General features: G+C 71.4%; 17 protein-coding genes. 3 read left to right on the top strand and 14 right to left on the bottom strand.

Annotated features, from left to right (window positions below):
• Window positions 1–199 precede the first annotated feature (199 nt).
• The 9 genes from IB242_RS09805 to IB242_RS09765 all read right to left on the bottom strand — a co-directional run bounded on the left by IB242_RS09805 (window position 200) and on the right by IB242_RS09765 (window position 12,984).
• Complete coding sequence (locus IB242_RS09805; protein WP_192278614.1) at window positions 200–2,023, bottom strand: carboxypeptidase regulatory-like domain-containing protein; 1,824 nt, start codon at window positions 2,021–2,023, stop codon at window positions 200–202.
• Window positions 2,020–4,227: a hypothetical protein gene (locus tag IB242_RS09800; protein ID WP_192278612.1), complete on the bottom strand. Its 2,208-nt coding sequence runs from the start codon at window positions 4,225–4,227 to the stop codon at window positions 2,020–2,022. The genes IB242_RS09805 and IB242_RS09800 overlap by 4 nt, the downstream gene beginning before the upstream one ends.
• Complete coding sequence (locus IB242_RS09795) at window positions 4,224–5,420, bottom strand: BatA domain-containing protein (RefSeq protein ID WP_192278610.1); 1,197 nt, start codon at window positions 5,418–5,420, stop codon at window positions 4,224–4,226. Before IB242_RS09795 ends, IB242_RS09800 begins: the two co-directional genes overlap by 4 nt.
• Window positions 5,417–6,313, bottom strand: a complete 897-nt coding sequence (locus tag IB242_RS09790) for a DUF58 domain-containing protein (protein ID WP_343237135.1) — start codon at window positions 6,311–6,313, stop codon at window positions 5,417–5,419. The genes IB242_RS09795 and IB242_RS09790 overlap by 4 nt, the downstream gene beginning before the upstream one ends.
• Before the next feature lie 11 nt (window positions 6,314–6,324).
• Window positions 6,325–7,317, bottom strand: a complete 993-nt coding sequence (locus IB242_RS09785; RefSeq protein WP_192278607.1) for a MoxR family ATPase — start codon at window positions 7,315–7,317, stop codon at window positions 6,325–6,327.
• A 32-nt stretch (window positions 7,318–7,349) separates the two neighbouring features.
• Entirely contained in the window at window positions 7,350–8,051 is a 702-nt protein-coding gene (locus IB242_RS09780) for a DUF4159 domain-containing protein (RefSeq protein WP_343237118.1), read from the bottom strand.
• A 90-nt stretch (window positions 8,052–8,141) separates the two neighbouring features.
• On the bottom strand, window positions 8,142–9,476 hold the full coding sequence (locus IB242_RS09775; RefSeq protein WP_192278605.1) for a TldD/PmbA family protein: 1,335 nt from the start codon (window positions 9,474–9,476) through the stop codon (window positions 8,142–8,144).
• Window positions 9,477–9,494: 18 nt separating this feature from the next.
• Window positions 9,495–11,129, bottom strand: coding sequence for a TldD/PmbA family protein (locus IB242_RS09770; RefSeq protein WP_192278603.1), 1,635 nt, complete (start codon window positions 11,127–11,129; stop codon window positions 9,495–9,497).
• Between the two features lie 220 nt (window positions 11,130–11,349).
• Window positions 11,350–12,984 (bottom strand): TldD/PmbA family protein, encoded by a 1,635-nt coding sequence (locus tag IB242_RS09765; RefSeq protein ID WP_192278601.1) that lies wholly within the window; start codon window positions 12,982–12,984, stop codon window positions 11,350–11,352.
• 238 nt (window positions 12,985–13,222) lie between these two features.
• Here IB242_RS09765 and IB242_RS09760 point away from each other — a divergent pair, with 238 nt between their 5' ends.
• Window positions 13,223–15,028 (top strand): DUF885 domain-containing protein, encoded by a 1,806-nt coding sequence (locus tag IB242_RS09760; RefSeq protein WP_192278600.1) that lies wholly within the window; start codon window positions 13,223–13,225, stop codon window positions 15,026–15,028.
• 1,330 nt (window positions 15,029–16,358) lie between these two features.
• On the opposite strand, the gene IB242_RS09755 is transcribed toward IB242_RS09760, so the two are convergent.
• Entirely contained in the window at window positions 16,359–17,936 is a 1,578-nt protein-coding gene (locus IB242_RS09755) for a serine hydrolase (protein ID WP_225540375.1), read from the bottom strand.
• A 161-nt stretch (window positions 17,937–18,097) separates the two neighbouring features.
• Between IB242_RS09755 and IB242_RS09750 the strand changes: the two genes are divergently transcribed.
• Both IB242_RS09750 and IB242_RS09745 read left to right on the top strand, forming a co-directional pair.
• Window positions 18,098–18,928, top strand: a complete 831-nt coding sequence (locus IB242_RS09750) for a DUF72 domain-containing protein (RefSeq protein WP_192278596.1) — start codon at window positions 18,098–18,100, stop codon at window positions 18,926–18,928.
• A 76-nt stretch (window positions 18,929–19,004) separates the two neighbouring features.
• A complete protein-coding gene (locus IB242_RS09745; protein ID WP_192278594.1) occupies window positions 19,005–19,961 on the top strand; it encodes a DMT family transporter in 957 nt (318 codons plus the stop codon).
• 244 nt (window positions 19,962–20,205) lie between these two features.
• On the opposite strand, the gene IB242_RS09740 is transcribed toward IB242_RS09745, so the two are convergent.
• The 4 genes from IB242_RS09740 to IB242_RS09725 all read right to left on the bottom strand — a co-directional run bounded on the left by IB242_RS09740 (window position 20,206) and on the right by IB242_RS09725 (window position 25,160).
• Window positions 20,206–20,628 carry a universal stress protein gene (locus IB242_RS09740; protein WP_192278592.1) on the bottom strand — a complete coding sequence of 141 codons (423 nt, stop codon included), beginning with the start codon at window positions 20,626–20,628 and terminating at the stop codon, window positions 20,206–20,208.
• 83 nt (window positions 20,629–20,711) lie between these two features.
• Window positions 20,712–21,434: a pseudouridine synthase gene (locus tag IB242_RS09735; RefSeq protein WP_192278590.1), complete on the bottom strand. Its 723-nt coding sequence runs from the start codon at window positions 21,432–21,434 to the stop codon at window positions 20,712–20,714.
• Between the two features lie 70 nt (window positions 21,435–21,504).
• The gene (locus IB242_RS09730; RefSeq protein ID WP_343237117.1) at window positions 21,505–23,166 is read right to left on the bottom strand and encodes a diguanylate cyclase; all 1,662 of its coding nucleotides are present in this window, start codon (window positions 23,164–23,166) and stop codon (window positions 21,505–21,507) included.
• Window positions 23,167–23,306: 140 nt separating this feature from the next.
• Complete coding sequence (locus tag IB242_RS09725) at window positions 23,307–25,160, bottom strand: DEAD/DEAH box helicase (protein WP_192278586.1); 1,854 nt, start codon at window positions 25,158–25,160, stop codon at window positions 23,307–23,309.
• Between the last annotated feature and the right edge of the window lie 102 nt (window positions 25,161–25,262).

Here is a 25,262-nt window from a genome sequence, read left to right as displayed (position 1 = left end):
GGGCGCACAGCTTAATCGGTGACCGCCGCCGGATCAGCCGCGCCTGCGCATCGCGGCAGCGCGGGCGCTGTAACCACCTGTTTTTACGGCGATCCATCATCACGGCTCGCCACGGTCGTGGTGACCGGCCACGCGCGACTGCACCACTTCGACCTCTTCGTCGGCCCGGCGTCGCTGGAGCCTGCGCCCGGAAAAGCGTTCAGGCGCGTGGCGCAGCCGGAGAACGCCGCCGCTCCAGCCACCAGCTGGCCGCCATCGCCAGCAACCAGGCCAGCGCCCACGGCCACGGCGAACCGGGGACGTCGCGCTGCGCATCGCCGGCCGCCGCGCCGGTGCCGGGGCCGACCAGGGCCTGCGTCGCCCGCTGGCGTCCGGCCAGCTCCAGCAGCGGCGCATCGTCGGCCGCGCGGACATGGAAGCGACGCGTGTTCTCGTCGGCATCGACCACACGGTGCCAGCCGGCGCCGGTCGGCCAGTAGCCCGCGCAGCGGCGCGCGCCGGTGGCCGGATCGACCAGCAGCGGCGAGGCGTTGCCGGCCGGATCGAGTACGCGCACCGCCTCGCCGGCCGCGCACCACTGCATCCGCTGGCCGACGCGCGCATCGCCGGCGTCCGGACGTGGCAGCGATGCGTCGGCCGGCGCGCGCGCCAGCCGCTGCACCAGGTCCGCCCACAGCGCGCCATGCACGTCGGCATGCCCGGTGAGGACCAGGCGGAAGCTGTCGGCCGGCAGCCATAGCCCGATCCGGCCGAGACCGCGCGCCTGCCACCAGCCCAGCGGAGCGCCGTCGGCATCGCGCGCCAGCGCCGGCGCATCGCCAGCGTCGACCCGCACGCCGATGCGGCCCAGCGCGGGCAGCGCGAGCGCATCGGCGTCGGCCGTGCCGGCATCCTGCCCGTTCCGGGCGACGCCGGCCGGCGCGGGCAGGCGCAGGGTGACCGCCGCGCCGCTGCCGTCGAGCGAGAAGCCCAGCGCGCGCCACTGCGTGCGCACCGCTGCCGGCGGTGGCGCGGTCATCCGCAGCAGCAGGCCCATGCCCTGTTCGACCGCGTCGAGCACGGCCTGGCGTTGCCCGGCGGTCCAGCCGGCCCAGCTGCGTTCGTCGGCGATCAGCAGATCGACCTCGGCCAGACGCGTCGCGTCCAGCGGGATCACCGCATCGCCGAACTGCATGCCGGCGCCGGTGGCGATCTGCGCCTGCATGCGCAGACCGGCGTCCTGCGCCCAGCGCCGCAGATGCTTCACCTCGGGCGACGGCGCGCCGGCGCGCAGCTCCAGCCGCAGCGGCGATGCCGCTTCGACCCACAGCGGCAGCTGCACGGTATCGCGCATGTTGCCATCGGCATCCTCGAGCCGCAGCGCGAACGGCGCCTCGCCCGGCAAGCGCAGGCTGGTGGCCAGCGCGAAGCGTCCGTCCCCGTCCAGCGGGCGGACGTCCTGTACCTGCCCGGCCGGATCGAGCAGCAGCGCACGCCCGCCATCGAGCGCGTGGCCGCGGCCGGCGATGCGCAGGCTGCCACCGGCGACCACGCTGTCCGGCAGGTGCAGCTCGACCAGGCCGACGGGCAGCGCGGCCGGGACGAAGGCCAGCGCCCGCCCCTGCACCGCATCACGGTCGCGCGCCTCCAGCCCGTGGCCGATCACCTGCAGCTGCCGTACCTGCGGGTGGCGGCGCAGCGCCGTGCCGAGATCGGGCACGCGTTCGGCATGTTCAGGGACCGCATCGACGCCCGGCAGGGCGACGACGAGGCCTTCCGCGGCGGCCGCAGCGGCGTCGGCACCCGCGGTCAGCACCGTCAGCGTGGCCGCCGGCACCGCGACGCGCGGCGGCGACAGCGTCAACCACAGCAGGCCGGCGGCCAGCGGCTGCAATGCCAGCAGCAGGCCCAGGCGCCAGGCCGGCAGACGCGTGCCCGCTACCGCGCGCCGGTGGCGGAGGCACAGGCGCAGCAGCGCGAGCAGCGCCGCCAGGGCGAGCGCGCCGGCCAGCCAGAGATCGGGAGTCCACGTCGCCGCGCTCATCGTGCCTGCTCCTGCAGTGCACGCAGATAACGCCCGCCCTGCGCATCGAGCGGGGCGCGCACCGCGGCACCCGCCGGTGGACGCTGCAGCACGCTCCACAGGCGCGCGCGCAGGTCGCGCCGGCACGGATCGCAGGCCGGCTGCAGACGCACGCTGTCCAGCGCGGCGAGCAGGTCCAGCGGGCGCTCGATGCGGTCGCGGTGCGTGTCGATCCAGCGCTGCAGCGCCTCCAGGTCCAGCGCCTCGCGCGGCGCATCGGTGGCCAGCGCCTGCCAGGCCGCGAGCAGCACGGCGCCATCGGCGTCATCGCGCGCGGGCACCCTCCAGGCCGCGCGGGCGATGCCGTCGCGCTTGCCGCCGAGGCGGCGGCTTTCGTCGATCGGTGGCAGCTCGGCACCGAGCCGCGGCAGGAACACCCGTTCGGCCTGCTGCACCTGCTTGATGAACGCCAGGGCGCGGTGCGCGAACGGCAGCGCCGCATCCGGACGTCCCTGGCGCAGCTGCAGCTCCGACTGCCACATCTGGTCCAGCGCCTGCTTCAGCGTGGCCCGCGTTTCCGGGTCGAGCAGGGTCGCCGCCTCGGCGTGGTCGTGGGTGTGGCCGTACTCGGCCAGCACGTCGCTTTCCCGGCCGAAGCCGGCGGCGTCCTGCCCGGGCGCGTCGGCGTGCGCGTGGTCGTGCGCCTCCGGTGCCGCGGCGACGTCGGCGGACGGACGCGCGCCGCCCTGCGCATGGTCGTCATGGCCGTCGTGGCCGGCGTGCGCCTCGTGCGCGTCGGCGTCCGCATCGGCCGCGCGCGGCGGCGGCTTCGGTGCGCCTTCCGCCTCCTCGCCGAGGAACTGACCGTAGCGCAGCCGCAGGATGCGCTGGTCGACGCCGATCGCATCGGAGCGGGCGACGAAGCGCTCCGCCTCCAGCCGCGGCTTCTGCGCCTGCAGCGCCTCGGCATCGATGATGATCTGGCGCTGGCTGCGGAAATAGGCCGGCAGCACGCTGCGCTGGAGCAGCTCCAGGCCTTCGGCGGCCGCGTCCAGATGCGCCGGCCAGCGCAGGATCACGCTGGCGCTGCGCGTGGACTGCGGCTGCGGGCTGCGGTTGTCGCGCACCTCCAGCTGCACGACCAGGTCGTCGCCGGCGCCCATGCCCAATGCGGCCAGGTCGAGGTCGGCGCGGTAACGGCGGCGCGTCGCATCGCCCTGCCCGGCCAGCTCCAGGCTGCGTTCGTGGAAGGTCACGTTTTCGCCGCTGCCCTGGGCCAGGGTGATCCGCAGCCGCGCGTTGCCGACCAGGCCGTAGTCGTCGCTGGCCTCGAACACCGGCGCCCAGCGCCGCTGTCCGGCCTCGACCAGGACCGGGCTGCGCTCGGGTTCGATCACCTGCACCTGCGGCGGCGCGTCGGCGATGGCCTCCAGCCGATGCGGCGCGGCCGCCGGATCGGCGATGGCGCCATCGATCTCCAGCCGGTACAGCGCCGACGCGCGCAGCGCATGGCGCGCGCGCCAGCCGTCGTCCCCGCGCTGCAGCTCCAGGCGGCTGCCGTCGACGAACACCAGCGCGGCCGACGCGGGCGCAGGGTCGAACCGGAACCGCCAGTCCAGTTGCGTTCCCTCGGGCAGCCGGGCATCCAGGCCGTCCTGTTCGCCGGCGGCGACGCGGGTATAGGCCGGAGGCTGGTAAGCCAGGCGCTGGTCCACCACGCCCGGTGCGCGCTCGACCGGCGCGCTGCGCTGCTGTGCCGTGGGTTGCCGTGGCGCCGGTGGCCGTGCCGGCCACAGCAGCACGATCACGCCCAGCGCCATCGCAGCGGCGCCGGCGGCCAGCAGCCGTCGCCACGGCAGCGCCGGCGCCAGCCCCTGCACGGGCCGCACCCGCACCCGCTCGCGCAGGCGTGCCTGCTGCAGCCGCTGCAGCGGGCCGAGGTCCGTCTCCGGCACGAGCAGCAGGCCACTGCTGTCTTCCAGGTCGGCCCGCGCCGCATCCAGGCGACGCACCGCCCAGGCCGGATCGAAGCGGCGGGCGCGCACTGCCGCCAGTACCAGCAGCACCGGCACGCAGACCGCGGCCACCAGCAGCGCTGCCGGCATGCCGCGCAGCCGCCAGGCCAGCACGGCCAATGCGGCCGCCCAGGGCACGCCGGCCAGCAGGACGCCGGTCAACGCACGCGCGCGCGCCTGTGCCGCGAGCCGATGCAGTGGCGTGCTCATGCCACGCCTCCGCGCCGGCGTGTGCTGGCGAACCAGCGTTCGAGCAGGAACATCGCGGCGATGGCCAGCGCCCACCACGGCCGCAGATCGCGTGGCGGCGGCACGAACGCCGATGCACCCGCGGCAGGCCGATAGGCCCCGGCATCGGCGATGGACGCCGCAGGCGATGCCGGTGCCAGTGCCTCATGCAGGTGCTGCGGGAAATCGGCTTCGAGCAGTGCCGGCATCGCCTGCGCGGTCAACGCGCGGGTGAAGCGCAGGATCCGGCCGCGGCCGGTCGGCAGCTCCTCGATCAGCGGCAGGCCGTCGGCGTCCTGCCAGCGCACCAGCGGCACGGCATCGGTCGACGGCAGGTCCACACCGGAGGCCAGCAGCGCTGTCCCGCCCTGCGCGACCCAGTCCTGTAGTGCGGACGGCATCGCCCCCTCGCCCAGCCAGGCGCGGACCTGCGCATCGGCCGGCCACGGGGACTGCGCGTCGTTGACCGCCGCTCCAGTCGGTGGCGCATCGGTGGCGGCAGGCAACGCGGCCTCATCCGACCAGGCCGCCGCCGCGGCATGCAGATAGTGCGCACCGGGCACTCCACCGGCATGGCGTACGGCCAATCGCAGCGCGGGTCCAGAGGCCGGACCAGCCGGGTCCGCGGCAGGCAGGACCGCCGGCGTGCGCACGACGCGCCAGTCGACCTCGCGCGAGAGCTGCAGCGGGCCGCCATCGGCGGCGAACCGCGCGGGCACCAACACGCTGACGGTATCGCCGGCAGGCAGATCGGCATCGAGCTGGCGCAGCAGGCTGGGAAGGGAGGCGTGTCCGTCGGCCGGCGCGGGCGCCTGCTGCAGCGGCGGAAACCCGGGCGCCAGCCAGCGCCGCTGTTCGCCTTCGCGTGGCGGCAGCAGCGGCGCGGGATCGACGCCCGGCACCAGCAGCGTCCAGTGCCGCGACGCCTCCACTGCCGTCGTCGCCGGCCGCGCCAGCCACAGCGCCAGCAGGGCCAGCAGCAGCAGGCGCAGCAGCAGCAACGGCCACTCCTCCATGCGCAGGCGGAAGCGCGGCCGCGGGTGCTGGCGCAGCCAGCGCAGCGCGGCGAAGTCGACCGGACGGCGCTCGTCGCGGCGGCGCAGGTGCAGCAGCAACGGCACCAGCAGCGCAGCGAGCGCGGCCAGTCCCAGCGGCGCCAGCAGCACCAGGTTCATCGGCCACCCGCCAGCGCACGGGGATCGAACAACCGCCGCAGGGCGCGGTCCAGCGGTTCTTCCAGGCAGCAGCAGGCGTAGCGCGCGCCCGCGCCGGCCAGACGCGAGCGCAGCGCCTGCTGGGCGTCGCCGAAGCGGCGCAGGTAGTCGTCGCGCAGCGTCGCGCCGTCGCCGAGCAGGCGCTGCCCACTCTCCGGATCGTGGAACTCATGGCCGCCATCGAACGGAAAATCGCGCTCGGCCACGGTCAGCAGCTGCAGCACCAGCGCATCGCGCCCGGCCCGGGCCAGGCGTTCGACCAGCGCCACCAGTTGCGGATCGAAGCAGTCGCTGAGCAGCAGCACCATGTCGCGCGGGCCGATCCGCTCCCACAACGGCAGCAGCTGGCGCTCGGCGGGAACGCCACCGCCGGCCTGCAGCGCGCGTAGTGCGAGGCGGATCCGGTCGCGCTGGCGCGGCCCCTGCCCGGCCGCGACCAGGCGCAGGCCCGCGTCGTGCAGCACGGCCAGGCCGACCCGGTCGCCCTGCCGCTGCACATGGTCCGCCAGCGCCGCGGCGATGGTCCGCGCCGCATCGAAGCGGCGCCAGCCCGGACGCGCGTCGTCGGCCTGCGCCATCGAGGCGCTGGCGTCGAGCAGCAGCCACAGCGTCAACGGGCTCTCGCGCTCGGACTCGCGGACGAAGAAGCGGTCGCTGCGCGCGTACAGGCGCCAGTCGATCCGGCGCGGCTCGTCGCCCTGCTCGTAGGCGCGGTACTGCGAGAACTCCAGCCCGGCGCCGCGGCTGCGGCTGGCGTGCTGGCCGACGCCGAGCCCGCCGGCCTCGCGGCGCGGCGTCAGGCGCAGGTCGCGCAGGCGCGCGACGAGCTCGGCCACGCGCGGGTCGGCGGACACGTCCATGCGGATCAGGCGGTGTGCGGCACGGCGCGCAGCAGCGCCTCGATCACGTCGTCGGTGCTCTTCTGGTCGGCTTCGGCGGCGAACGACAGCAGCAGCCGGTGACGCATCACCGGCGCGGCGAGCGCCAGCACATCCTCGCGGGTGGCGGCGAGCCGGCCATGCAGCAACGCACGCGCCTTGGACGCCAGCACCAGCGACTGGCCGGCGCGCGGCCCCGCGCCCCAGCGCACGTACTGGCGCACGACCTCGGGCGCGTCCGGGCCGGGGCGGCTGGCGCGCACCAGCCGCGTGATCCAGGTCAGCAGGTCGTCGCCCAGATGCACGTCGCGCACCAGCGCCTGCAGCGCCAGCAGATCCTCGCCCTGCATCACCACCGGCACGCTGGCATCGCCACGGCCGGTGGTCTGGACCAGGATCGCGCGCTCCTCGGCCTCGTCCGGGTAGTCGACCCGCACGTGCAGCAGGAAGCGGTCCAGCTGCGCCTCGGGCAGCGGATAGGTGCCGGCCTGTTCGACCGGGTTCTGGGTGGCCAGCACGAAGAACGGCGCCGGCAGCGGATGGGTGGTGCCGGCGTAGCTGACGGTGCGCTCCTGCATCGCCTCCAGCAGCGCGGCCTGGGTCTTGGGCGGCGTGCGGTTGAGCTCGTCGGCCAGCAGCAGGCTGGTGAACACCGGCCCGGGCTGGAAGCGGAAGTGACGCCGGCCGGTGCCGTGGTCCTCTTCCAGCAGCTCGGTGCCGAGGATGTCGCTGGGCATCAGGTCGGGCGTGAACTGCACGCGCCGGAACGGCAGTTCCAGCGCCTGCCCGAGCGAGCGCACCAGCAGGGTCTTGCCCAGGCCGGGCGCGCCCTCCAGAAGACAGTGGCCTCCGGCCAGCAGCGCGACCAGCAGTTGTTCGACCACGGCATTCTGGCCGACCACGGCCTGGCCGATGGCCTGGCGCAACTGGGTCAGGCGCGCGATGCGCGACTGGATCTCGCTTTCGGTGATGGTGTCCATGCGTGGGGCAGTGACCTGTCGATGGGAAGAAGCTAGCCGTTGAGCGCGTACATCACGATGTTGACGCCGAACTTCGTGTTGTCCTCGGCGAGAAAGCGCTTGTTGCGCCAGTCGTAATCCCACTCGCAGCCGTAATCCTTGTTGCTGTAGAGCACGCCGAGGCGGCCGTCGATCTCGATGCCCTTGAGGTAATCGTGGACCAGATCGTCGCCCCAGCCGTTGAGCTCGAAGCTGGTCGCCGGCGGGCCGTCGGGAAAACGGAAGAAGCTGCTGTAAAGCGGATGCGTGTTGGGCAGCTTCTTCAGCGCGCTGCGGCCGAAGATCGCCGCCATCTGCGCCTCGAAGGATTTCGCGAACAGGCCGTCGATGTCGTGGTTGCAGTCGTCGACGAAGACGAAGCCGCCGTTGCGCACGTAACGCTCGAAATTGCGGCGCTCATCGGGCGAGAACTCGACCAACTTGTGCCCGGACAGGTAACAGAACGGCGCCATCAGGATCGCCGGATCGGCCAGGTCGATCACATGCTCCTTCGGGTCGACCCGCAGGCTGGTGTAATCGATCAGCGAGGTGATCAGGTTGGACGGCATCCGCGCGTCCACGTCCCAGTTGCCCGAGGCGTAGCGGATCCGGGTGAACCAGAAGTCGTAGCCGGGCGCGGCGCGCAGCGGCTCCGGCAGCAGCGAGATGCCGGCGGCACCGAGCCCGAGCTGCAGGAAGCCACGGCGTTTCATCATCGAAGGTCCGGCACGGGGGAACGACGGGCGAAGCAGCGGGAAGGACGGTGCGACGCGACGAGGATGCGCCGCACCGTCCCTCCCGTGCGGTCAGACGGCGTCCGAGAGCGAGGTGAAGGTGAAATCGCGCAGACGCATCGGCGGGATCATCATCACCAGGCTGGACTCGTCGCCGGCGACGCGCTCGGGCCTGCCGAGCTCGTCGATGTTGTTGAGCATGATCACCGGCGACTCGTTGAAGCGGAAGTTCTTCACCGGGTACTTGATCTGGCCGTTCTCGATGTAGAACGTGCCGTCGCGGGTCAGGCCGGTCAGCAGCACGGTCTGCGGGTCGACCATGCGGATGTACCAGGTCCGGGTGACCAGGATGCCGCGCTGGGTGCCGCGTACCAGCTCGGCGGTGGACTTGTCGCCGCCGGCCATCAGCAGGTTGCCGGGCTGGCCGGACGCGCGCTTGCCGTTCTTCTGCGCCCAGAACCGCGAGTAGTTGAGGTTGGCGACCTTGCCGTTCTCGACGATGGCCATCTTCTCGCGCGGCAGGCCGTCGCCGTCCCAGGGCAGCACCGCCGCGTCCGGATGCCAGGGATCGGCGACGATGTTCACGCGCGGGTCGTAGACCTGCTCGCCCAGCTTGTTGCCGCCGCCTTTCTTCGACAGGAAGCTGCGCCCCTCGTCCGCCGTGCGCGCATCGAAGAAACGCATCATGAAGGAGATCAGGCCCGCCGCTGCGGCCGGCTCCAGGATCACCGTGTACTTGCCCGGCTCCAGCGCGCGCGCTTCGGCCGAATCGCTGGCCTTCTGGATCGCGGTGCGGATGTCGCTGCCGGCCTTGAAGTCCTTCGCGTGCTGCAGGCTGCGGCCAACCCAGCCCGAACCGCGGCCGTCCTCGGTGCGCACGGTGCAGGTGTAGTTGAAGTTGGTCGCCTGCTGGTAGGCGAAGTTGCCGTTGCTGTTGGCCATCGCGACGAAGCTCTGGCCATCGCGCAGGAAGCCGGCCGCGATCAGCCCGCCCTCGCGGCACGGCAGGATCGAGTCGGCCGCCACGGTAGCGCGGTAGTCCGGATCGATCGCCGCGGTCGAATCGCTGAAGGTCGGGCTGGCGCGGTACTCCTGCTTGCCGATGGCCGGCACGAACTCGGGGTTCTCCGGCGCTAGCTTCGCCAGTTCCTCGGCGCGGCGTACCACCCGCTCCAGCGCCGCGTCGTCGAACGCGTTGGTGGTCGCGGTGCCGACCCGCCTGCCGAACGCGACCTGCACGCCCAGCTCGGTGTTCTCGACGATGCCGCTGGTGGAGACGTTGTTCAGCGCGAACCGGATGTTGCCGTCGATGGCGCCGGTGAGCGTGGCGGTGCATTCGTCGGCGGTCGACAGCGCGATGACCTTGTCGAGGATGGCCTTGGCCTGCGCTTCGGTGAAGATGCTCATGTCGATGGTGTCTCCGGATCAGCCGAGCGAACGGGCGGTGTTGATGACGTTGATGCCGTCGAAGCGGGCGGTGGCCGAGCCGTGCGACACGGCCGAAACCTGGCTGGGCTGGCCCTTGCCGTCGAAGAACGAACCGCCCAGGCGGTAGTCGCTCTGGTCGCAGATGGCCGAGCAGGCGTTCCAGAATTCCGGGGTGCGGATCTGGTAGGCCACGTCCTCGATCTGGCGCGTGATCTTGCCGTTCTTGATCTCGTAGAACAGCTGACCGCCGAACTGCGCGTTGTAGCGCTGCTGGTCGATCGAGAACGAACCATCGCCGATGATGTAGATGCCGTTCTCGACGCCGCCGATCAGCTGCTCGACCGACAGCGGGTCCTTGCCCGCCGCCAGCGACACGTTCGGCATGCGCTGGAACTGCACCTTCGACCACGAGTCGGCATAGCAGCAGCCATCGGACTCGGTCTTGCCGAGGATGTGGGCCTGGTCGCGGATGGTCTGGTAGTCGACCAGCTTGCCGTCGCTGATCAGGTCCCAGCGCTTGCACTTGACGCCTTCGTCGTCGTAACCGACCGCACCCAGGCTGCCCGGCTGGATCTTGTCGGCGAACACCTGGACCTTGTCGCTGCCGTACTGGAAACGCTGCTCGCGCTTGTCCAGCGTGGCGAAGCTGGTGCCGGCGTAGTTGGCCTCGTAGCCGAGCACGCGGTCCAGTTCCAGCGGATGGCCGATGGCCTCGTGGATGGTCAGCCAGGTGTGCGAGGGATCGAGCACCAGGTCGTACTTGCCCGGCTTGACCGACGGCGCAGACAGCTTGGCGCGCGCCTGCTTCGCCGCGGCGATGGCGTCCTCGCGCATGTCGTAGGACAGGCCGTAGTTGACCACACCGTTCGGGCTGACGAACTTCTGCCGGCTGTCGCCCTCCAGGTACTCGTAGCCCAGGCCCATCGGTGCGGACAGGCCGTCGCGGGTGCGGAACTTGCCACTGGCCTTGTCGATCGCGGTCACCGACATCGGCGCCCAGATCCGGTGCACGTCCTGGTCGATGTAGGAACCGTCGGTGCTGGCGAAATACTTCTGTTCGTTGACCAGGAACAGGGTGGAATTGACGAAGTCCGCGCCGGCCTCGATTGCCGCGGCGTTCACGCCCAGCAGCAGGTCGACCTTGTCCTTGATCGGCACGGCCATGCCGTTGGTCCGGATCGGCGTCTTCCAGCTGACCTCGCCGACGCCCTTCACCGGCGCCAGTTGCACCGGCGTGGTCTGGATCTTCGCGTTGGCGCGGGCGATCGCGGCGGCCTGCTGCGCGGCTTTGGCGACGCTGGCCTCATCGAGCTGGTTGCTGGCGGCGAAGCCCCAGGCACCGTTGACGATCACGCGCACGCCGACGCCGGTGGACTCGGCGTTGACCACGTTCTGGACCTTGTCCTCGCGCGTCATCACGAACTGGCGCAGGTAGCGGCCGATGCGCACGTCGCAGTAGCTGGCGCCGGCGCCGGTGGCCGCGTTCAGCGCCACATCGGCCAGGCGCTTCTTGAAGGCCACGTCGATCACCGACTGCAGCTGCTCGGCCGCGATCGCGCGCCCCAGGAAGGACGGAAGCACGGCACCGCCGAGACCAAGGCCGCCAAGGATCAGGAAGTCGCGTCTATGCAAGGCAGTTCTCCGGATGCGGGCCACGCGCGGACGTGGACCCTTGCTGCGGGTTGGATGGGGCGTTACGTGCTGGTGAACAGGCAACCGCCCGATTCTTGCCGTCGCCCGGAGCGAGCGTCAAATGACTTTCGGCATGGGTGGCGAAGAAATCCGCCGAACCCCGATCGCCGCCCCGCTTTGTGGCGCCGCAGCACCGGTGCGGTGCATCGCATTGCGCCCGTCATCCCAGGCTGCGCGCGGTATTGATCACGTTGATGCCGTCGAAGCGCGTGGTCGCCGAGCCATGCGATACCGCCGACACCTGGCTGGGCTGGCCCTTGCCGTCGAAGAACGAACCGCCGAGGCGGAAGTCGCGCTCGTCGCAGATCGCAGAGCAGGCATTCCAGAATTCCGGCGTGCGGATCTGGTAGGCCACGTCCTCGATCTGGAGGGTGATCCTGCCGTTCCTGATCTCGTAGTACAGCTGGCCGCCGAACTGCGCGTTGTAGCGCTGCTGGTCGATCGAATACGAGCCGCGGCCATGGATGTAGATGCCGTTGTCCACGCCGGCGATCATCTGCTCGACCGTCAGCGGCGCCTTGCCCGCGGCCAGCGATACGTTGGGCATGCGCTGAAACTGCACGCTGTCCCACGAGTCTGCATAGCAGCAGCCATCGGATGCCGACTTGCCGAGGATGTGGGCCTGGTCGCGGATGGTCTGGTAGTCGACCAGCACGCCGTTCTCGACCAGGTTCCATTCCTTCGTCTTCACGCCCTCATCGTCGTAGCCGACCGCGCCGAGACTGCCCGGCCGGGTGCGTTCGGCGACGAAGTTGACGATGTCGCTGCCCCAGCGGTAGCCGCTCTCGCGCTTGTCCAGCGTGGCGAAGCTGGTACCGGCGTAGTTGGCCTCGTAGCCGAGCACGCGGTCCAGCTCCAGCGGGTGGCCGACGTTCTCGTGGATGGTCAGGAACAGGTTGGACGGATCCAGCACCAGATCGTACTTTCCGGGTTTCACCGACGGCGCCGACAGCTTGGCCCGCGCCTGCTTCGCCGCGGCGACCACGTCCTCGCGCATGTCGTAGGAGCTGCCGTAGGCGACCACGCCGCCCGGAAGCTCGTACCGCCCTGCACGGTCGCCGTCGAGATACTCGTAGCCCATGCCCGTCGGCGCGGACAGGCCATCGCGGGTGCGGAACCTGCCGCTGCTCTTGTCGATCGCGGTGACGGTGAACGGCGCCCAGATCCGGTGCACGTCCTGGTCGATGTAGGAGCCATCGGTGCTGGCGAAGTATTTCTGTTCGTTGACCAGGAACAGGTTGGACGCAGCGAAATCGGCGCCGGCCTCGATCGCCGCCGCGTTGACGCCCAGCAGCAGGTCGATCTTGTCCTTGACCGGCACGGCCATGCCGTTGACCCGGATCGGCGTCTTCCAGCTGACCTCGCCGACGCCCTTCACTGCGGCCAGCTGTACCGGCACCTGCTGCAGGCGCGCATTGGCGCGGGCGATCGCCGCGGCCTGGCGCGCGGCACGGACGATGCCGGCCTCGTCCAGCTGGTTGGTCGCGGCGAAGCCCCAGGCGCCACCGACGATCACGCGGACGCCGGCGCCGGTGGACTCGGCGTTGACGACGTTCTGGACCTTGTCCTCGCGCGTGTTGATGAACTGGCGCAGGTAGCGGCCGATGCGCACGTCGCAGTAGCTGGCGCCCGCGCCCGTCGCCGCGGCCAGCGCCGCATCGGCCAGACGTTTCTTGAACCCGATGTCCAGCGTGGACTGCAGCTGTTCGGCGGCGATCGCGCGGCCGAACCAGGCCGGCAGCAGGAGGCCGCCGGCAGCGACACCGCCGAGGGCAAGGAAATCACGTCTGTGCACGGCATTCTCCGGATCCGGGCGGCCATGCGCGGGGCGATGGACGCAGGCGGCAGCAGGTGCGATGGATGCACCGGGCGGACCGCATTGATGCCAGCCGCCCGCGGCGCGGTCAAATGACTTCCGGCACGCGCGCAGGCGCGTCGGCCCGCACGGATGCGACGCGGCGCACGCCAGCGGGTGCGGCACACGCGCTTCCGTCCTATCCTGCGCGGCTGTTCCCTCGCTCCCGGATGACCGCATGCGCCGCACCCTGCTCGCCCTCTCGCTCGCTGCCGGCCTGGCCGCCTGCCAGCCGTCCACACCGCCCGCGCCTGGCGGCACCGCCGACACCGCCCAGGCCGGCGACGCGGCAGCGGATGCGGCGTTCTCCGCGCTGTCCGCACGCGCGGTCGACACCTGGATCCAGCTCTCGCCGATCTGGGCCACCGGCATCGGCGACCACCGCTTCGACGCCGAGCTGGACGACCTCAGCGCCGAAGGCCGGCAGCGTGCGCTCGATGCGCGCCGCGGCCTGCTGACCGATCTGCAGGCGATCGACGTGGCGGCACTGTCGCGCGAGAACCAGGTCGACGCATCGATCCTGCGCAACAAGCTGGAAGCCGACATCTGGTCGGCCGAGGTGCTGCAGTCCTGGGCCTGGGATCCGCTGTCCTACAACAGCATGGCCGGCGGCTCGCTGTACGACCTGGTCTCGCGCGACTTCGCGCCGCTGCCCGAGCGTCTGGTGTCGGCCACCTCGCGCATGGAGAAGCTGCCGGCGCTGCTGGCGCAGGCCCGCGCCAACCTCGATCCGGCCCGAGTGCCGAAGATCCACGCCGAGACCGTCGCCCGGCAGAACCGCGGCATCCTGAGCATCGTCGACAGCTTCATCGTCCCGCACATCGGCGAACTGCCGGCCGACGGCCAGCAGCGGCTGCGGGCGGCGATCGACGGCCTCAAGGCCGCGGTCGACGAGCACCAGGCCTGGCTGGACGGCACCCTGGTGCCGAACGCGAAGGGCGACTTTCGCATCGGCGCGACGCTGTACGACCAGAAGCTGCAGTTCGCGCTGAACTCCTCGCTGTCGCGCGCGCAGATCGGCGAACGCGCCCGTGCCGAGCTGGCCCGGGTGCGCGACGAGATGTACGGCATCGCCCGTACCGTGCTGAAGGACCGCGCCGATGCGCCGGCGCTGCCCGACAGCCCCAGCGACGACCAGCGCCAGGCCGCGATCGAAGCGGCGCTGGAACTGGCGTATGCCGAGCGCCCGGCGCGCGACAAGGTGGTCGAGGACGCAAAGGTCGCGCTCGACCACGCGACGGCGTTCGTCCGCCAGCACGACCTGATGACCCTGCCCGACACCCAGGTCGAGATCATCCTGATGCCGGAATTCCAGCGCGGCGTCGCGGTCGCCTACTGCGACTCGCCCGGCCCGCTGGACAAGCACCTGAAGACCTTCTACGCGGTCTCGCCGATTCCGGAGGACTGGAACCAGCAGCAGGTCGATTCGTTCCTGCGCGAGTACAACAGCCGGATGATCCACCTGCTGAGCATCCACGAGGGCACGCCGGGCCATTACCTGGAAGGCTGGCATTCGGGCAAGTTCCCGTCGACGCTGCGTGCGGTGCTGCGCTCGGGCATGTTCGCCGAGGGCTGGGCGGTCTACACCGAGAAGATGATGGCCGACGCCGGTTACCTCGACAACGACCCGCTGTTCCGCCTGGTCCAGCTGAAGTTCTATCTGCGCAGCGTGGCCAACGCGATCCTCGACCAGGGCGTGCACGTGGACGGCTGGAGCCGCGAGCAGGCGATGCGGCTGATGACCCACGACACCTTCCAGCAGGAGAGCGAGGCGTCGGGCAAGTGGATCCGCGCCCAGCTCAGCTCCGCCCAGCTGCCGACCTACTTCGTCGGTGTGCAGGAACACTTCGACATGCGCAAGGCGGTCGAGGAAGCACGCGGCGAGGCCTTCGACCTGAAGACCTATCACGACCAGGTCCTGTCCTACGGCGCACCGCCGGTGCGCTTCGTGCGCCAGCTGATGCTGGACCAGCCGATCGAGTGAGGCCGGCGCGGGGCCGTCGTGGCGACGGCCCCGCCTGCAGGAGGCCGCTTGAGGCCGACCGCCACTCATCCGTCCTGGCCGATGCGTCACTCGGCATGGCGGTCGCGGTCGAGTCCGCTCCTACATCAGCGGACGATCCGCCTGTAGGAGGCCGCTTGAGGCCGACCACCATCCATCCGTTCTGGCCGATGCGGCGCCCGGCATGGCGGTCGCGGTCGAGCCCGCTCCTACATCGGCGGACGATCCGCCTGCAGGAGGCCGCGCGAGGCCGACCGCCATCCATCCGTCCTGGCCGATGCGGCGCCCGGCATGGCGGTCGCGGTCGAGCCCGCTCCTACATTGGCGGACGATCCGCCTGCAGGAGGCCGCTTGAGGCCGACCGCTCCTACATCGGCAGACGATCCGCCTGTAGGAGGCCGCTTGAGGCCGACCGCCATCCATCCGTCCTGGCCGATGCATCACCGGCATGGCGGTCGCGGTCGAGCCCGCTCCTGCAGCGACGGCACCGCCTGCAGGAGGCCGCGCGAGGCCGACCGCCATCCATCCGTCCTGGCCAATGCGTCACCGGGCATGGCGCTCGCGGTCGAGCCCGCTCCTACAACGACGGCACCGCCTGTAGAAGGCCGCGCGAGGCCGACCGCCATCCATCCGTCCTGGCCGATGCGTCACCGGGCATGGCGCTCGCGGTCGAGCCCGGTCCTACAGCGACGGCACCACCTGCAGGAGGCCGCTCGAGGCCGACCGCCGTCCATCCGTCCTGGCCAATGCGTCACCGGGCATGGCGCTCGCGGTCGAGCCCGCTCCTACAACGACGGCACCGCCTGTAGAAGGCCGCGCGAGGCCGACCGCCATCCATCCGTCCTGGCCGATGCGTCACCCGGCATGGCGGTCGCGGTCGAGTCCGCTCCTACATCGGCGGACGATCCGCCTGCAGGAGGCCGCTCGAGGCCAACCACCATCCATCCGTTCTGGCCGATGCGGCGCCCGGCATGGCGGTCGCGGTCGAGTCCGCTCCTGCAACGACGGCACCGCCTGTAGGAGGCCGCTCGAGGCCGACCGCCATCCACCCGTCCTGGCCGATGCGTCACCGGGTCATGGCGGTCGCGGTCGAGCCCGCTCCTACAACGACGGCCCCGCCTGCAGGAGGCCGCTTGAGGCCGACCGCCATCCACCCGTCCTGGCCGATGCGTCACCGGGCATGGCGGTCGCGGTCGAGCCCGCTCCTGCATCAGCAGACGATCCGCATGCAGCAGGCCGCGCGAAGCCGACCACCATCCGTCTGTTCTGGCCAATACGTCACCAGGCACGACGGTCGCGGTCGAGCCCGCTCCTACTGCCGCTTCAGCAGCAGGTCCTGGAAATCGAAGCTGAAATCGGTCATCTCCGAGGCCGCCTCCATCCGCGCCTCGCGCACGGCGCCGTCCGGGTCGAGCGCGAAGCTGACGAAGGCATCGCCGTTGAGGGTACGGTCGTTCCACTTCACCAGGAAGGTGTCGTGCTGCCAGTGCTGCAGCTCGCCGACCAGCAACGGCGTACGGGTGAAGCGCAGCACCAGCCGGCCGCGCTGCTCGCGGACCTCGACGTCGCCGTACCACGCATCGCGGTAGGTGCCTGCGTAGCCGGCCAGGGGCAGCGAGGGCCGGCTGCCGGTGGCGCGCGCCTGCTCGCGCTCGCGCCAGTGGCGCTCGGCCTGGCCGCGGGCCTTGTCGCTGGCGGCGGCGTACGCGCCGATCCAGTCGGTGCGCTCGGCCGGGCGCAGCACGCTGTCCAGCAGTTCCATCGTGATGGCGTTGAACGCCGCGCCCGATTCCTGGTTGGTCAGCACCACGACGCCCAGGTTGCGCCCCGGCACCAGGGTCACGCGCGAGACCATGCCCGGCCAGCCGCCGGTGTGCCAGACCAGCTTCTCGCCGCGGTAGGACGACACGATCCAGCCCTCGCCGTAGCCCTGGAAATCGGGGCGCGCGGCGGCCAGCGACGGCACCGCGGGCTCGGCGATGTTCATCGGCGACAGCAGCGACCACATCGCCTTCTGCCGCGCCGGCGAGAACAGGCGCTGCAGGCGTCCGTCGCGGTCGGTGTAGGCGCCTTTGGCCAGCTGCGCGGCGACCCACAGCCCCATGTCGTGCACGCTGGAGTAGATCCCGCCGGCGCCGGACGCGTTGTGCCAGGTCAGCGGGAAGGTCGGCTGCAGCGTGGTGAAGTCGGCCCTGGCATGGCCGATGGCGACCGCGTCGCCGGCGCGCAGCGCATCGGCGTTGGCGCGGGTGCCGTCCATGCCCAGCGGGTCGAGGATGCGCTGCTGCACGAACTGCGCGTAGGACTGGCCCGAGACCTGCTCGATCACCAGCGTCGCGGCCGCATACAGGATGTTGTCGTAGGCGTAGCTGTCGCGGAAGCCGCGCGCCAGCGGCACGTCCTTCAGCCGCTGCACGACCTCGGTGGTGCTGTAGTCGCTGCCGGGCCAGAACAGCAGGTCGCCGGCGCCCAGGCCCAGGCCGCTGCGGTGGGTCAGCAGGTCGCGGATGCGCATCTCGCGGGTGACGTAGGCGTCCGACATCCGGAACCAGGGCAGATGGTCGATCACCCGGTCGTCCATCTTCAGCCTGCCTTCGTCGGCGAGCATCGACAGCGCGGCCGCGGTGAAGGCCTTGGTGTTGGAGGCGATCGCGAACAGCGTGTGCGCGTCCACCGGTTCGGGCTTGCCGAGTTCGCGCACGCCCCAGCCGCGCTCGACCACCACCTTGCCGTCCTGGATCACCGCCACCGCGATGCCCGGCACCTCGAAGCGTTCGCGGACCCGCTCGACATGCGCGTCGAGCGCGGCGATGTCCAGCGGCGCGTCGTTGCCGGCATCGGCATGGGCCGGCGCGAGCGCGCACAGGCCGCTGAGGGCCAGGCCCTGCATGAAGGAACGGAGCGGGCGCGGAGGCATGCGCGATGGCCTGCTGGAACGGAAGGAGCGCCGATTGTAGGCAATGCGGCCGGCCGGGTGCGCGTGCGGACGTGGACCCGGCCTGCACCGCGCCTCGCTATGATCGTGATCACGCCCGCTCCGTCTTCCGCCGCATGTCCGACCTGTTCGCCACCCGCGCCGCCACCAGCCCGATCCATGTCGGCGTTGGAGGCTGGACCTACGCGCCCTGGCGCAGCAACTTCTATCCGGCCGGCCTGGTCCAGCGCCGTGAGCTGGAATACGCCAGTCGCCAGCTGACCGCGATCGAGATCAACGGCACCTACTACGGCACCCAGTCGCCGGCGACCTACGCGAAGTGGCGCGACGAAACACCCGAGGGCTTCGTGTTCACCGCCAAGGCGCCGAAGCGGATCGTCGGCGCGCGCCGGCTGGCCGGCACCGGCCACCAGGTCGAGGACTTCGTCGGCGGCATCACCGAGCTGGGCGACCGCCTGGCCGTGCTGTCCTGGCAGTTCGACCGCACCCGGCGGCTGGACCTGGCCGAACTGGACGATTTCCTTGCCCTGCTGCCGCATGCGGTGCGCGGGCGCCGGCTGCGCCATGCGCTGGAGATCCGCGACCCGGACGTGGTCGGCGAGGACCTGCTCGCCCTCGCCCGCCGCCACGGCGTGGCCACCGTGTTCACCGATTCGGACGAACACCCGTCGTTCGCCGACCTCACCGCCGATTTCGTCTATGCGCGGCTGATGCGCTCGCAGGCGGAGCGGGCGACCGGATATGCGCCGCAGGCGCTGGACCGCTGGGCCGCGCTCGCACAGGCATGGGCGCGCGGCGAGGACCCGGACGCACTGCCGCATGCCGGCCGGAGCGACGCGGTGCCGGCGAAGGAGCGCGAGGTGTTCGTGTTCTTCATTTCCGCGGCCAAGGAGCGCAACCCGGCCGCGGCGATGGCGCTGATCGAACGGCTCGGCAGCCCCGCCTGAGCCAATGCCGGCGGCGCGGCCGAATGCGTGGCCGACCGCTATCGGAGCAGCCATGGCGCCAGCGATAATCCGCGCCATGGCCATGACCCCGAGCGCGAAGGCGCACCTGCAAATCCACTTCTGCGTGCTGCTCTGGGGCATCACCGCGATCCTCGGCAAGCTGATCACGCTGGCGGCGCTGCCGCTGGTGTGGTGGCGGATGCTGCTGGTGGTCGCGGCACTGGCGCTGGTGCCGGCGGTCTGGCGCGGACTGCGTGCGCTGCCGCCGCGGCTGACCGCCGCCTACGCCGGCATCGGCGTGGTGGTCGCCCTGCACTGGCTAACCTTCTATGGCGCGATCAAACTGGCCAACGCGTCGGTGGCGGCGACCTGCATCGCGCTGGCGCCGGTGTTCACCGCGTTGATCGAACCGCTGGTCGCCCGGCGGCCGTTCCGCCCGCGCGAGCTGGTGTTCGGCCTGGCCGCACTGCCCGGCGTGGCGCTGGTCGTGGGTGGCGTGCCGGACGGCATGCGGATCGGCGTCGCGGTCGGCGCCCTGTCGGCCTTCCTGGTCGCGATCTTCGGCTCGTTCAACAAGCGCATGGTCGAGCACGCCGACCCGCTGACCGTGACCGCGGTCGAGCTGGGCGCCGGCACGCTGGCCCTGACCGCGCTTGCGCCGCTGATGCCGCTGCTGTTTCCCGCGTTCGGCGGTGCGCTGTTCGTGCTGCCGGACCTGCGCGACGGCGTCCTGCTGCTCACCCTCGCCCTGGCCTGCACCCTGCTGCCGTTCGCCCTGTCGCTGGTCGCGCTGCGCCACATCAGCGCCTACACGGTGCAGCTGGCGACCAATCTGGAACCGGTCTACGCGATCGTGCTGGCGATCGTGCTGCTGGGTGAGCAGCGCGAACTCACGCCGCTGTTCTACCTCGGCGTGGCTATCCTGCTGGCCGCGGTCTGCCTGGATCCGCTGCTGCAGCGCCGCCGGCGCGGCACGCCGGTGCAGCACCCGGAGGTGCTCGGCACCTCGGAAGCCAAGCAGCTGGTGGATTGAGGCATCCGGCGGCGCGATGCCTGCCGCGCCCTGGAGCGACCGTCGTCGTCAAGGGCATGCACACCGCGTCCGACACCGGATGCTGCTGGACATCGCTGCGGAAGACCTCATCCGACGCGTCCGCTTCGCGCAGCGCACCCCGGCGTTCCTTAGGTGTCCCTTCGAAGCGCGATGCCAGACGCCAGGCGTCGCGCGCACGCCCGGCATCCGCGCGTCATGCGCCGTCCTGTGACCGGTGGCGCCCTCAGCGCACCACCAGCACCGGCAGCGGGCTCAGAGCGATCACCTTCTGCGTGACCGAACCGACCAGCAGGCTCTTCAGCGCGCCCTTGCCGTGGCTGCCGATCACGATCATGTCGGCCCTGGCCTTCTTCGCCTCGTCCAGGATCGTCGGCACGATGTCGCCGATCGCCTTGCGCTCGACCACGCTCAGCTTCGTGCGCGCCAGCAGCGGCCGCAACGGCGCCAGCGCCGCCTCGAACTGGCCGTCGTAATAGCGCACCGGGCCGGCCTTGCCGAACTCCTTCTCGGCCGCCTTCGACAGCCGCGGCACCGCGCTGAGCACGTGCAGTTCGGGTGCGTCCCTGAGCTTCTTCGCCAGCTTGGCCACGCGCTTGACCACGGCCTCGCCGACCGCACTGTCGTCCACCGCAAGCAGGATCCTCATCGCCACGCCTCCATCGGGGTCATCACGCCCCGATGGTAGCGCCGGCTCCAGTCGCCGGCATGATCCCGATCAAGACCGCGGACTTACCAGTCCTCGCGCCCCGGCAGCAGGCCGCGCAGCTCGGCGTCGGTCAGGTTGCGCCACTGGCCGGGCTTGAGCGCGCCGAGCTTGATGTTGTCGATGCGCACGCGGCGCAGCTGGGTCACGCGGTAGTCGAACGCGGCGGCCATCAGGCGGATCTGCCGGTTCAGGCCCTGCTCGAGCACGATCCGGAAGCCGAGCTTGGCGATCCGCGAGGTCCGGCACGGCAGCGTGGTCTCGTTGTGGATGCGCACGCCGCGGGCCATGCCGCGCAGGAACTCGTCGGTCACCGGCTTGTTCACCGCCACCAGGTACTCCTTCTGGTGCCGGTTCTCCGCGCGCAGGATCTGGTTGACGATGTCGCCGTTGCTGGTCATCAGGATCAGCCCTTCGGAATCCTTGTCCAGGCGCCCGACCGGAAAGATCCGCTGCTCGTGGCCGACGAAGTCGACGATGTTGCCCTTGACCGAGCTCTCGGTGGTGCAGGTGATCCCGACCGGCTTGTTCAGCGCGATGTAGACATGGCGGCGCGCGCCGGGCTTCTTCGCCACGCGCGTGCGCAGCGGCTGGCCGTCGACCAGCACGGTGTCGTCCTCGCCGACCACCGCGCCGGTGCCGGCGACGATGCCGTTGACGGTGACCCGGCGTTCGCCGATCAGGCGATCGGCCTCGCGGCGGGAGCAGAAGCCGGTTTCGGCGATGTGTTTGTTCAGTCGGGTCGTCATGGCGGCGATTATCCGCGATCGCCGCAGCCAGCGGGCAACGCGGGCGCACCGGCCCGCCCCGACGTGCGGCTCACGCCGCCGGGGACCGCTCAGCGGTGGCGGCAGCGGCGTCGACGACGCGGTCGCGTCCGGCCTGCTTGGCGCGGTACATCGCCTCGTCGGCACGGCGCAGCAGCGCGGCGCTGTCCGCGTCCTCGGCGCGCAGGGTGGCCAGGCCGATGCTCGCGGTGACGTCCAGGCCGGCCACGCCCAGCCGCGCGCCCGCCTCGCCCACGCGCCGGCGCATCGATTCCAGGCGCGCCTGCGCGGTGGCGCCGCCGATGCCCGGCAGCAGCACCAGGAACTCCTCGCCGCCCATCCGGACCACATCGCGGCGTTCGCGCACCGACGCGCCCAGCGCGTCGGCCACCGCCACCAGCACCCGGTCGCCGACCGCATGCCCGTAGACGTCGTTGATCCGCTTGAACAGGTCGATGTCGACGAAACCCACCGCCAGCTCGCGCTGGCTGCTGCGGGCCTGACGCAGCAGGCGCTCGAGCCGGGCCAGGCCGGCACGCCGGTTGGGCAGCCCGGTCAGCGCATCGGTGTCGGCCAGCAGCTGCATCGCGTCGCGCTGCTCGCGCAGTTGCCCGTAGCGGCGCTTGAGCGCATAGGCCATCACGATCAGGAACCAGGTGATCGACAGCTGGATCGCCTCGACCCGGTATTCGAGCAGCAGATGGCTGTCGCACAGATCGCCGACCGTCATCGCCAGGAACGGTACCAGCGCGACCACCACGCGCAGCGCGCCGGAATCGCGGCGCCATAGCGCCACGCAGGCCACCACGAGGATCGCGACGCAGGCGATGGCGAAGCCCAGGTCCAGCAACGCCGCCATGAACGGCAGATACGCATAGGGCAGCAGCGGCGTCACCACCGCCAGCGCGAGCAGCACCCGGGTGACCCAGCGCGACAGATGGCGCAGCCTGGGCCACAGCTGCACGCCGCCGGAGAGCGCCCACAGGCCGTACAGCAACGCGGCGCTGCCGGTGAAGGACAGGCCCAGCAGCCACCAGGCTTCGGCATCGCCCACCGGCAGCCAGGGCTCGGGATAGCCGGACAGGCCACTGAGCACCGCCTGCCACAGCAGCAGCATCAGGCAGATCACGGTGTGGTTGAGGAAGGCGCGGTCGCGCGCGCCGACGAAGCCCATCAGCGCGGAGAACGCCAGCGCCAGCGCGATCGCCATGCAGGCGGTGCGCACGATCAGCCGGAACGTATCGGCCTGCTGGACCGGGCTCGGCCCGCCCAGGCGGAGGGTCGGGATCCAGCGCTCGCGCAGCGGCGTGCGCCACGCGACATGGATCGGCTCACGGCTGCCCGCCTCGGGCACCACCACCAGGCCGATGCCGGCGCGGAACCGCGAATCGCGGGTGCGCGCGTCGTGCATCCGCCCGCAGATCTGGCGGTCGCCCTGGCGCAGCATCACTTCGCCGGCGAAGACGTTGAACACGTCCACCGCCTGCGGCGCACCGGACCAGCCCTCGGCCGGTGCCGGGATCTGCGCGTGCTGGTCGAGCCCGGCCAGCATCTCCGGTGCGCAGCGGCGCGCGGGCGTCTGCTCGGTGGTCGCCTCGCCGGTCACCAGATAGGCGTGGTCGCGGTCACCATGGTGCGCGGACGCGTCAGCGGCCAGACCCAGAAGGCCCAGCAGCAATACGGCTTTCCACTGTTTCCAGACCGACCCGATCACGCCCTCGCACTCCGTCACGGAACCACCGGTGCGGCCGCGTGGCGGCCGCATCTCCATGACGCTCTGCAAGTACCGTGCCAGCGACGCCGGTCACGGACCCCGCAGCGTTCCGGCGACGGAACGGGCGGGGTCGGCCGCATTCAGCGCGGCGGTCCCTTCCGGTGCGGCGGCTTGCCCGGACCACGGCCGGCGAAGCCACCCGGGCGCGGCGGACGTGGCGGGCGCGGGCCCGCATTGGACGGCGGCGGCGTGGTGCCGTCCCAGCGGCTGATCCGCAGCTGCTGGCCGACCACCCAGGCCTTCTGCAGGTGCGACATGATCTCCTGCGGCATGCCTTCAGGCAGGTCCAGGATCGAGTGGTCGTCGTGGATGTCGATGCGGCCGATGAAGCGGCTCTCCAGCCCGGCCTCGTTGGCGATCGCGCCGACGATGTTGCCCGGCTTCACGCCATGCATGTGGCCGACCTCGACCCGGTAGGTCTCCATGCCGGCGGACGGCGCCTCGCGCGGCGGCTTGGGCGCACGCGGCGGACGCGGGGCGAAGCCGTCGTCGTGCTCGCGCGGCGGGCGCGGACCACGGCGCTCGTCGCGCTCGCGACCACCCTCACGCGGTTCACGCGCCTCGCGCTCGAAGCGCGGCGCACGCGGCGGCGGATCGTTGGCTTCCAGGAACAGCGGCGTGTCGCCCTGCAGCAGCCTGGCCAGCGCGGCGGCCACCTCGGACTCGGGCAGACCATGCTCGCCGGCGTAGCGGGCGACCAGGTCGCGGTACGGCTCCAGGCCGCCGGCTTCCAGCGCGCCGGAGATCTTCTCGAAGAAGCGGGCGACGCGACGGTCGTTGACCGCCTCGACCGACGGCAGGCGCATCTCCTCGATCGGCTGCCGGGTGGCGCGCTCGATCGCGCGCAGCATGCCCTTCTCGCGCGGGGTGACGAACAGGATCGCCTCGCCGCTGCGGCCGGCACGGCCGGTACGGCCGATCCGGTGCACGTAGCTCTCGGTGTCGTACGGGATGTCGTAGTTCAGCACGTGGCTGATCCGCTCCACGTCCAGGCCGCGGGCGGCCACGTCGGTGGCCACCAGCACGTCCAGCTTGCCGTCCTTCAGCTGCTGGATGGTGCGCTCGCGCTGCTGCTGCTGGATGTCGCCGTTGATCGCGGCGGCTGCCTGGCCACGGGCCTGCAGCTTCTGCGCCAGTTCCTCGGTGCCGGCCTTGGTCCGCGCGAACACGATCATCGCGTCGAACGGCTCGGCCTCGATGATCCGGGTCAGCGCGTCCAGCTTGTGCATGCCGCTGACGAACCAGTAGCGCTGGCGGATGTTGGCCGACGTGGTGGTCTTGGCCGCGATGGTGACTTCGGCCGGGTCGTTCAGGTAGGTCTGGGCGATGCGCCGGATCGGCGGCGGCATCGTCGCCGAGAACAGCGCCACCTGACGCTTCTCCGGCAGCTTCTTCAGCACGGCCTCGACGTCGTCGATGAAGCCCATGCGCAGCATCTCGTCGGCCTCGTCCAGGACCAGGCAGTCCAGTTCGGACAGGTCCAGGGTGCCGCGGTTCAGATGGTCGATGACACGGCCCGGGGTACCGACCACGACGTGCACGCCGCGGCGCAGCGCCGCCAGCTGCGGACCATAGCCCTGGCCGCCGTAGATCGGCAGCACGTGGAAGCCGGGAATGTTGACCGCATAGCGCTGGAACGCCTCGGCGACCTGGATGGCCAGTTCGCGCGTGGGCGCCAATACCAGCGCCTGCGGCTTGGTCCGGTTGGTCTGCAGCCGTGCCAGCACCGGCAGCGCGAACGCAGCGGTCTTGCCGGTGCCGGTCTGGGCGGTGCCCAGCACGTCGCGGCCCGACAGCAGCGCCGGGATGGTGGCCGCCTGGATCGGCGACGGGGATTCGTAGCCGACCGCGCTCAGGGCGGCGAGCAACGGTTCGGGCAGGCCGAGATCGCCGAAACGCGGCGCGGCGGGGGGAGTTTGATCTGGGGCGGACATCCGGTGCTCCGGCGGCGCGCGCCAGGACGGCGCGGCGGAAGAATCGCGTATTGTGCGCTGTTGCGGGCCGCTTGTCGCGCCTTCCGCCGGCACGCGCGTAGC

Origin of the sequence: Xanthomonas sp. XNM01 (assembly GCF_014851915.1) — a bacterium.
Classification (GTDB): domain Bacteria; phylum Pseudomonadota; class Gammaproteobacteria; order Xanthomonadales; family Xanthomonadaceae; genus Pseudoxanthomonas.
The sequence above is the reverse complement of the archived record's forward strand: the minus strand, read 5'-3'. Positions and strand labels throughout refer to the sequence as shown.

What these genes read in the sequence shown, in the direction of transcription:
- IB242_RS09745 (WP_192278594.1), top strand. Translation starts at nt 19,005, where the DNA reads ATGGCCATGACCCCGAGCGCGAAGGCGCACCTGCAAATCCACTTCTGC.
- IB242_RS09775 (WP_192278605.1), bottom strand. Translation starts at nt 9,476, where the DNA reads ATGAGCATCTTCACCGAAGCGCAGGCCAAGGCCATCCTCGACAAGGTC.
- IB242_RS09725 (WP_192278586.1), bottom strand. Translation starts at nt 25,160, where the DNA reads ATGTCCGCCCCAGATCAAACTCCCCCCGCCGCGCCGCGTTTCGGCGAT.
- IB242_RS09800 (WP_192278612.1), bottom strand. Translation starts at nt 4,227, where the DNA reads ATGAGCACGCCACTGCATCGGCTCGCGGCACAGGCGCGCGCGCGTGCG.
- IB242_RS09735 (WP_192278590.1), bottom strand. Translation starts at nt 21,434, where the DNA reads ATGACGACCCGACTGAACAAACACATCGCCGAAACCGGCTTCTGCTCC.
- IB242_RS09750 (WP_192278596.1), top strand. Translation starts at nt 18,098, where the DNA reads ATGTCCGACCTGTTCGCCACCCGCGCCGCCACCAGCCCGATCCATGTC.
- IB242_RS09795 (WP_192278610.1), bottom strand. Translation starts at nt 5,420, where the DNA reads ATGAACCTGGTGCTGCTGGCGCCGCTGGGACTGGCCGCGCTCGCTGCG.
- IB242_RS09740 (WP_192278592.1), bottom strand. Translation starts at nt 20,628, where the DNA reads ATGAGGATCCTGCTTGCGGTGGACGACAGTGCGGTCGGCGAGGCCGTG.
- IB242_RS09785 (WP_192278607.1), bottom strand. Translation starts at nt 7,317, where the DNA reads ATGGACACCATCACCGAAAGCGAGATCCAGTCGCGCATCGCGCGCCTG.
- IB242_RS09755 (WP_225540375.1), bottom strand. Translation starts at nt 17,936, where the DNA reads ATGCAGGGCCTGGCCCTCAGCGGCCTGTGCGCGCTCGCGCCGGCCCAT.
- IB242_RS09780 (WP_343237118.1), bottom strand. Translation starts at nt 8,051, where the DNA reads ATGATGAAACGCCGTGGCTTCCTGCAGCTCGGGCTCGGTGCCGCCGGC.
- IB242_RS09805 (WP_192278614.1), bottom strand. Translation starts at nt 2,023, where the DNA reads ATGAGCGCGGCGACGTGGACTCCCGATCTCTGGCTGGCCGGCGCGCTC.
- IB242_RS09760 (WP_192278600.1), top strand. Translation starts at nt 13,223, where the DNA reads ATGCGCCGCACCCTGCTCGCCCTCTCGCTCGCTGCCGGCCTGGCCGCC.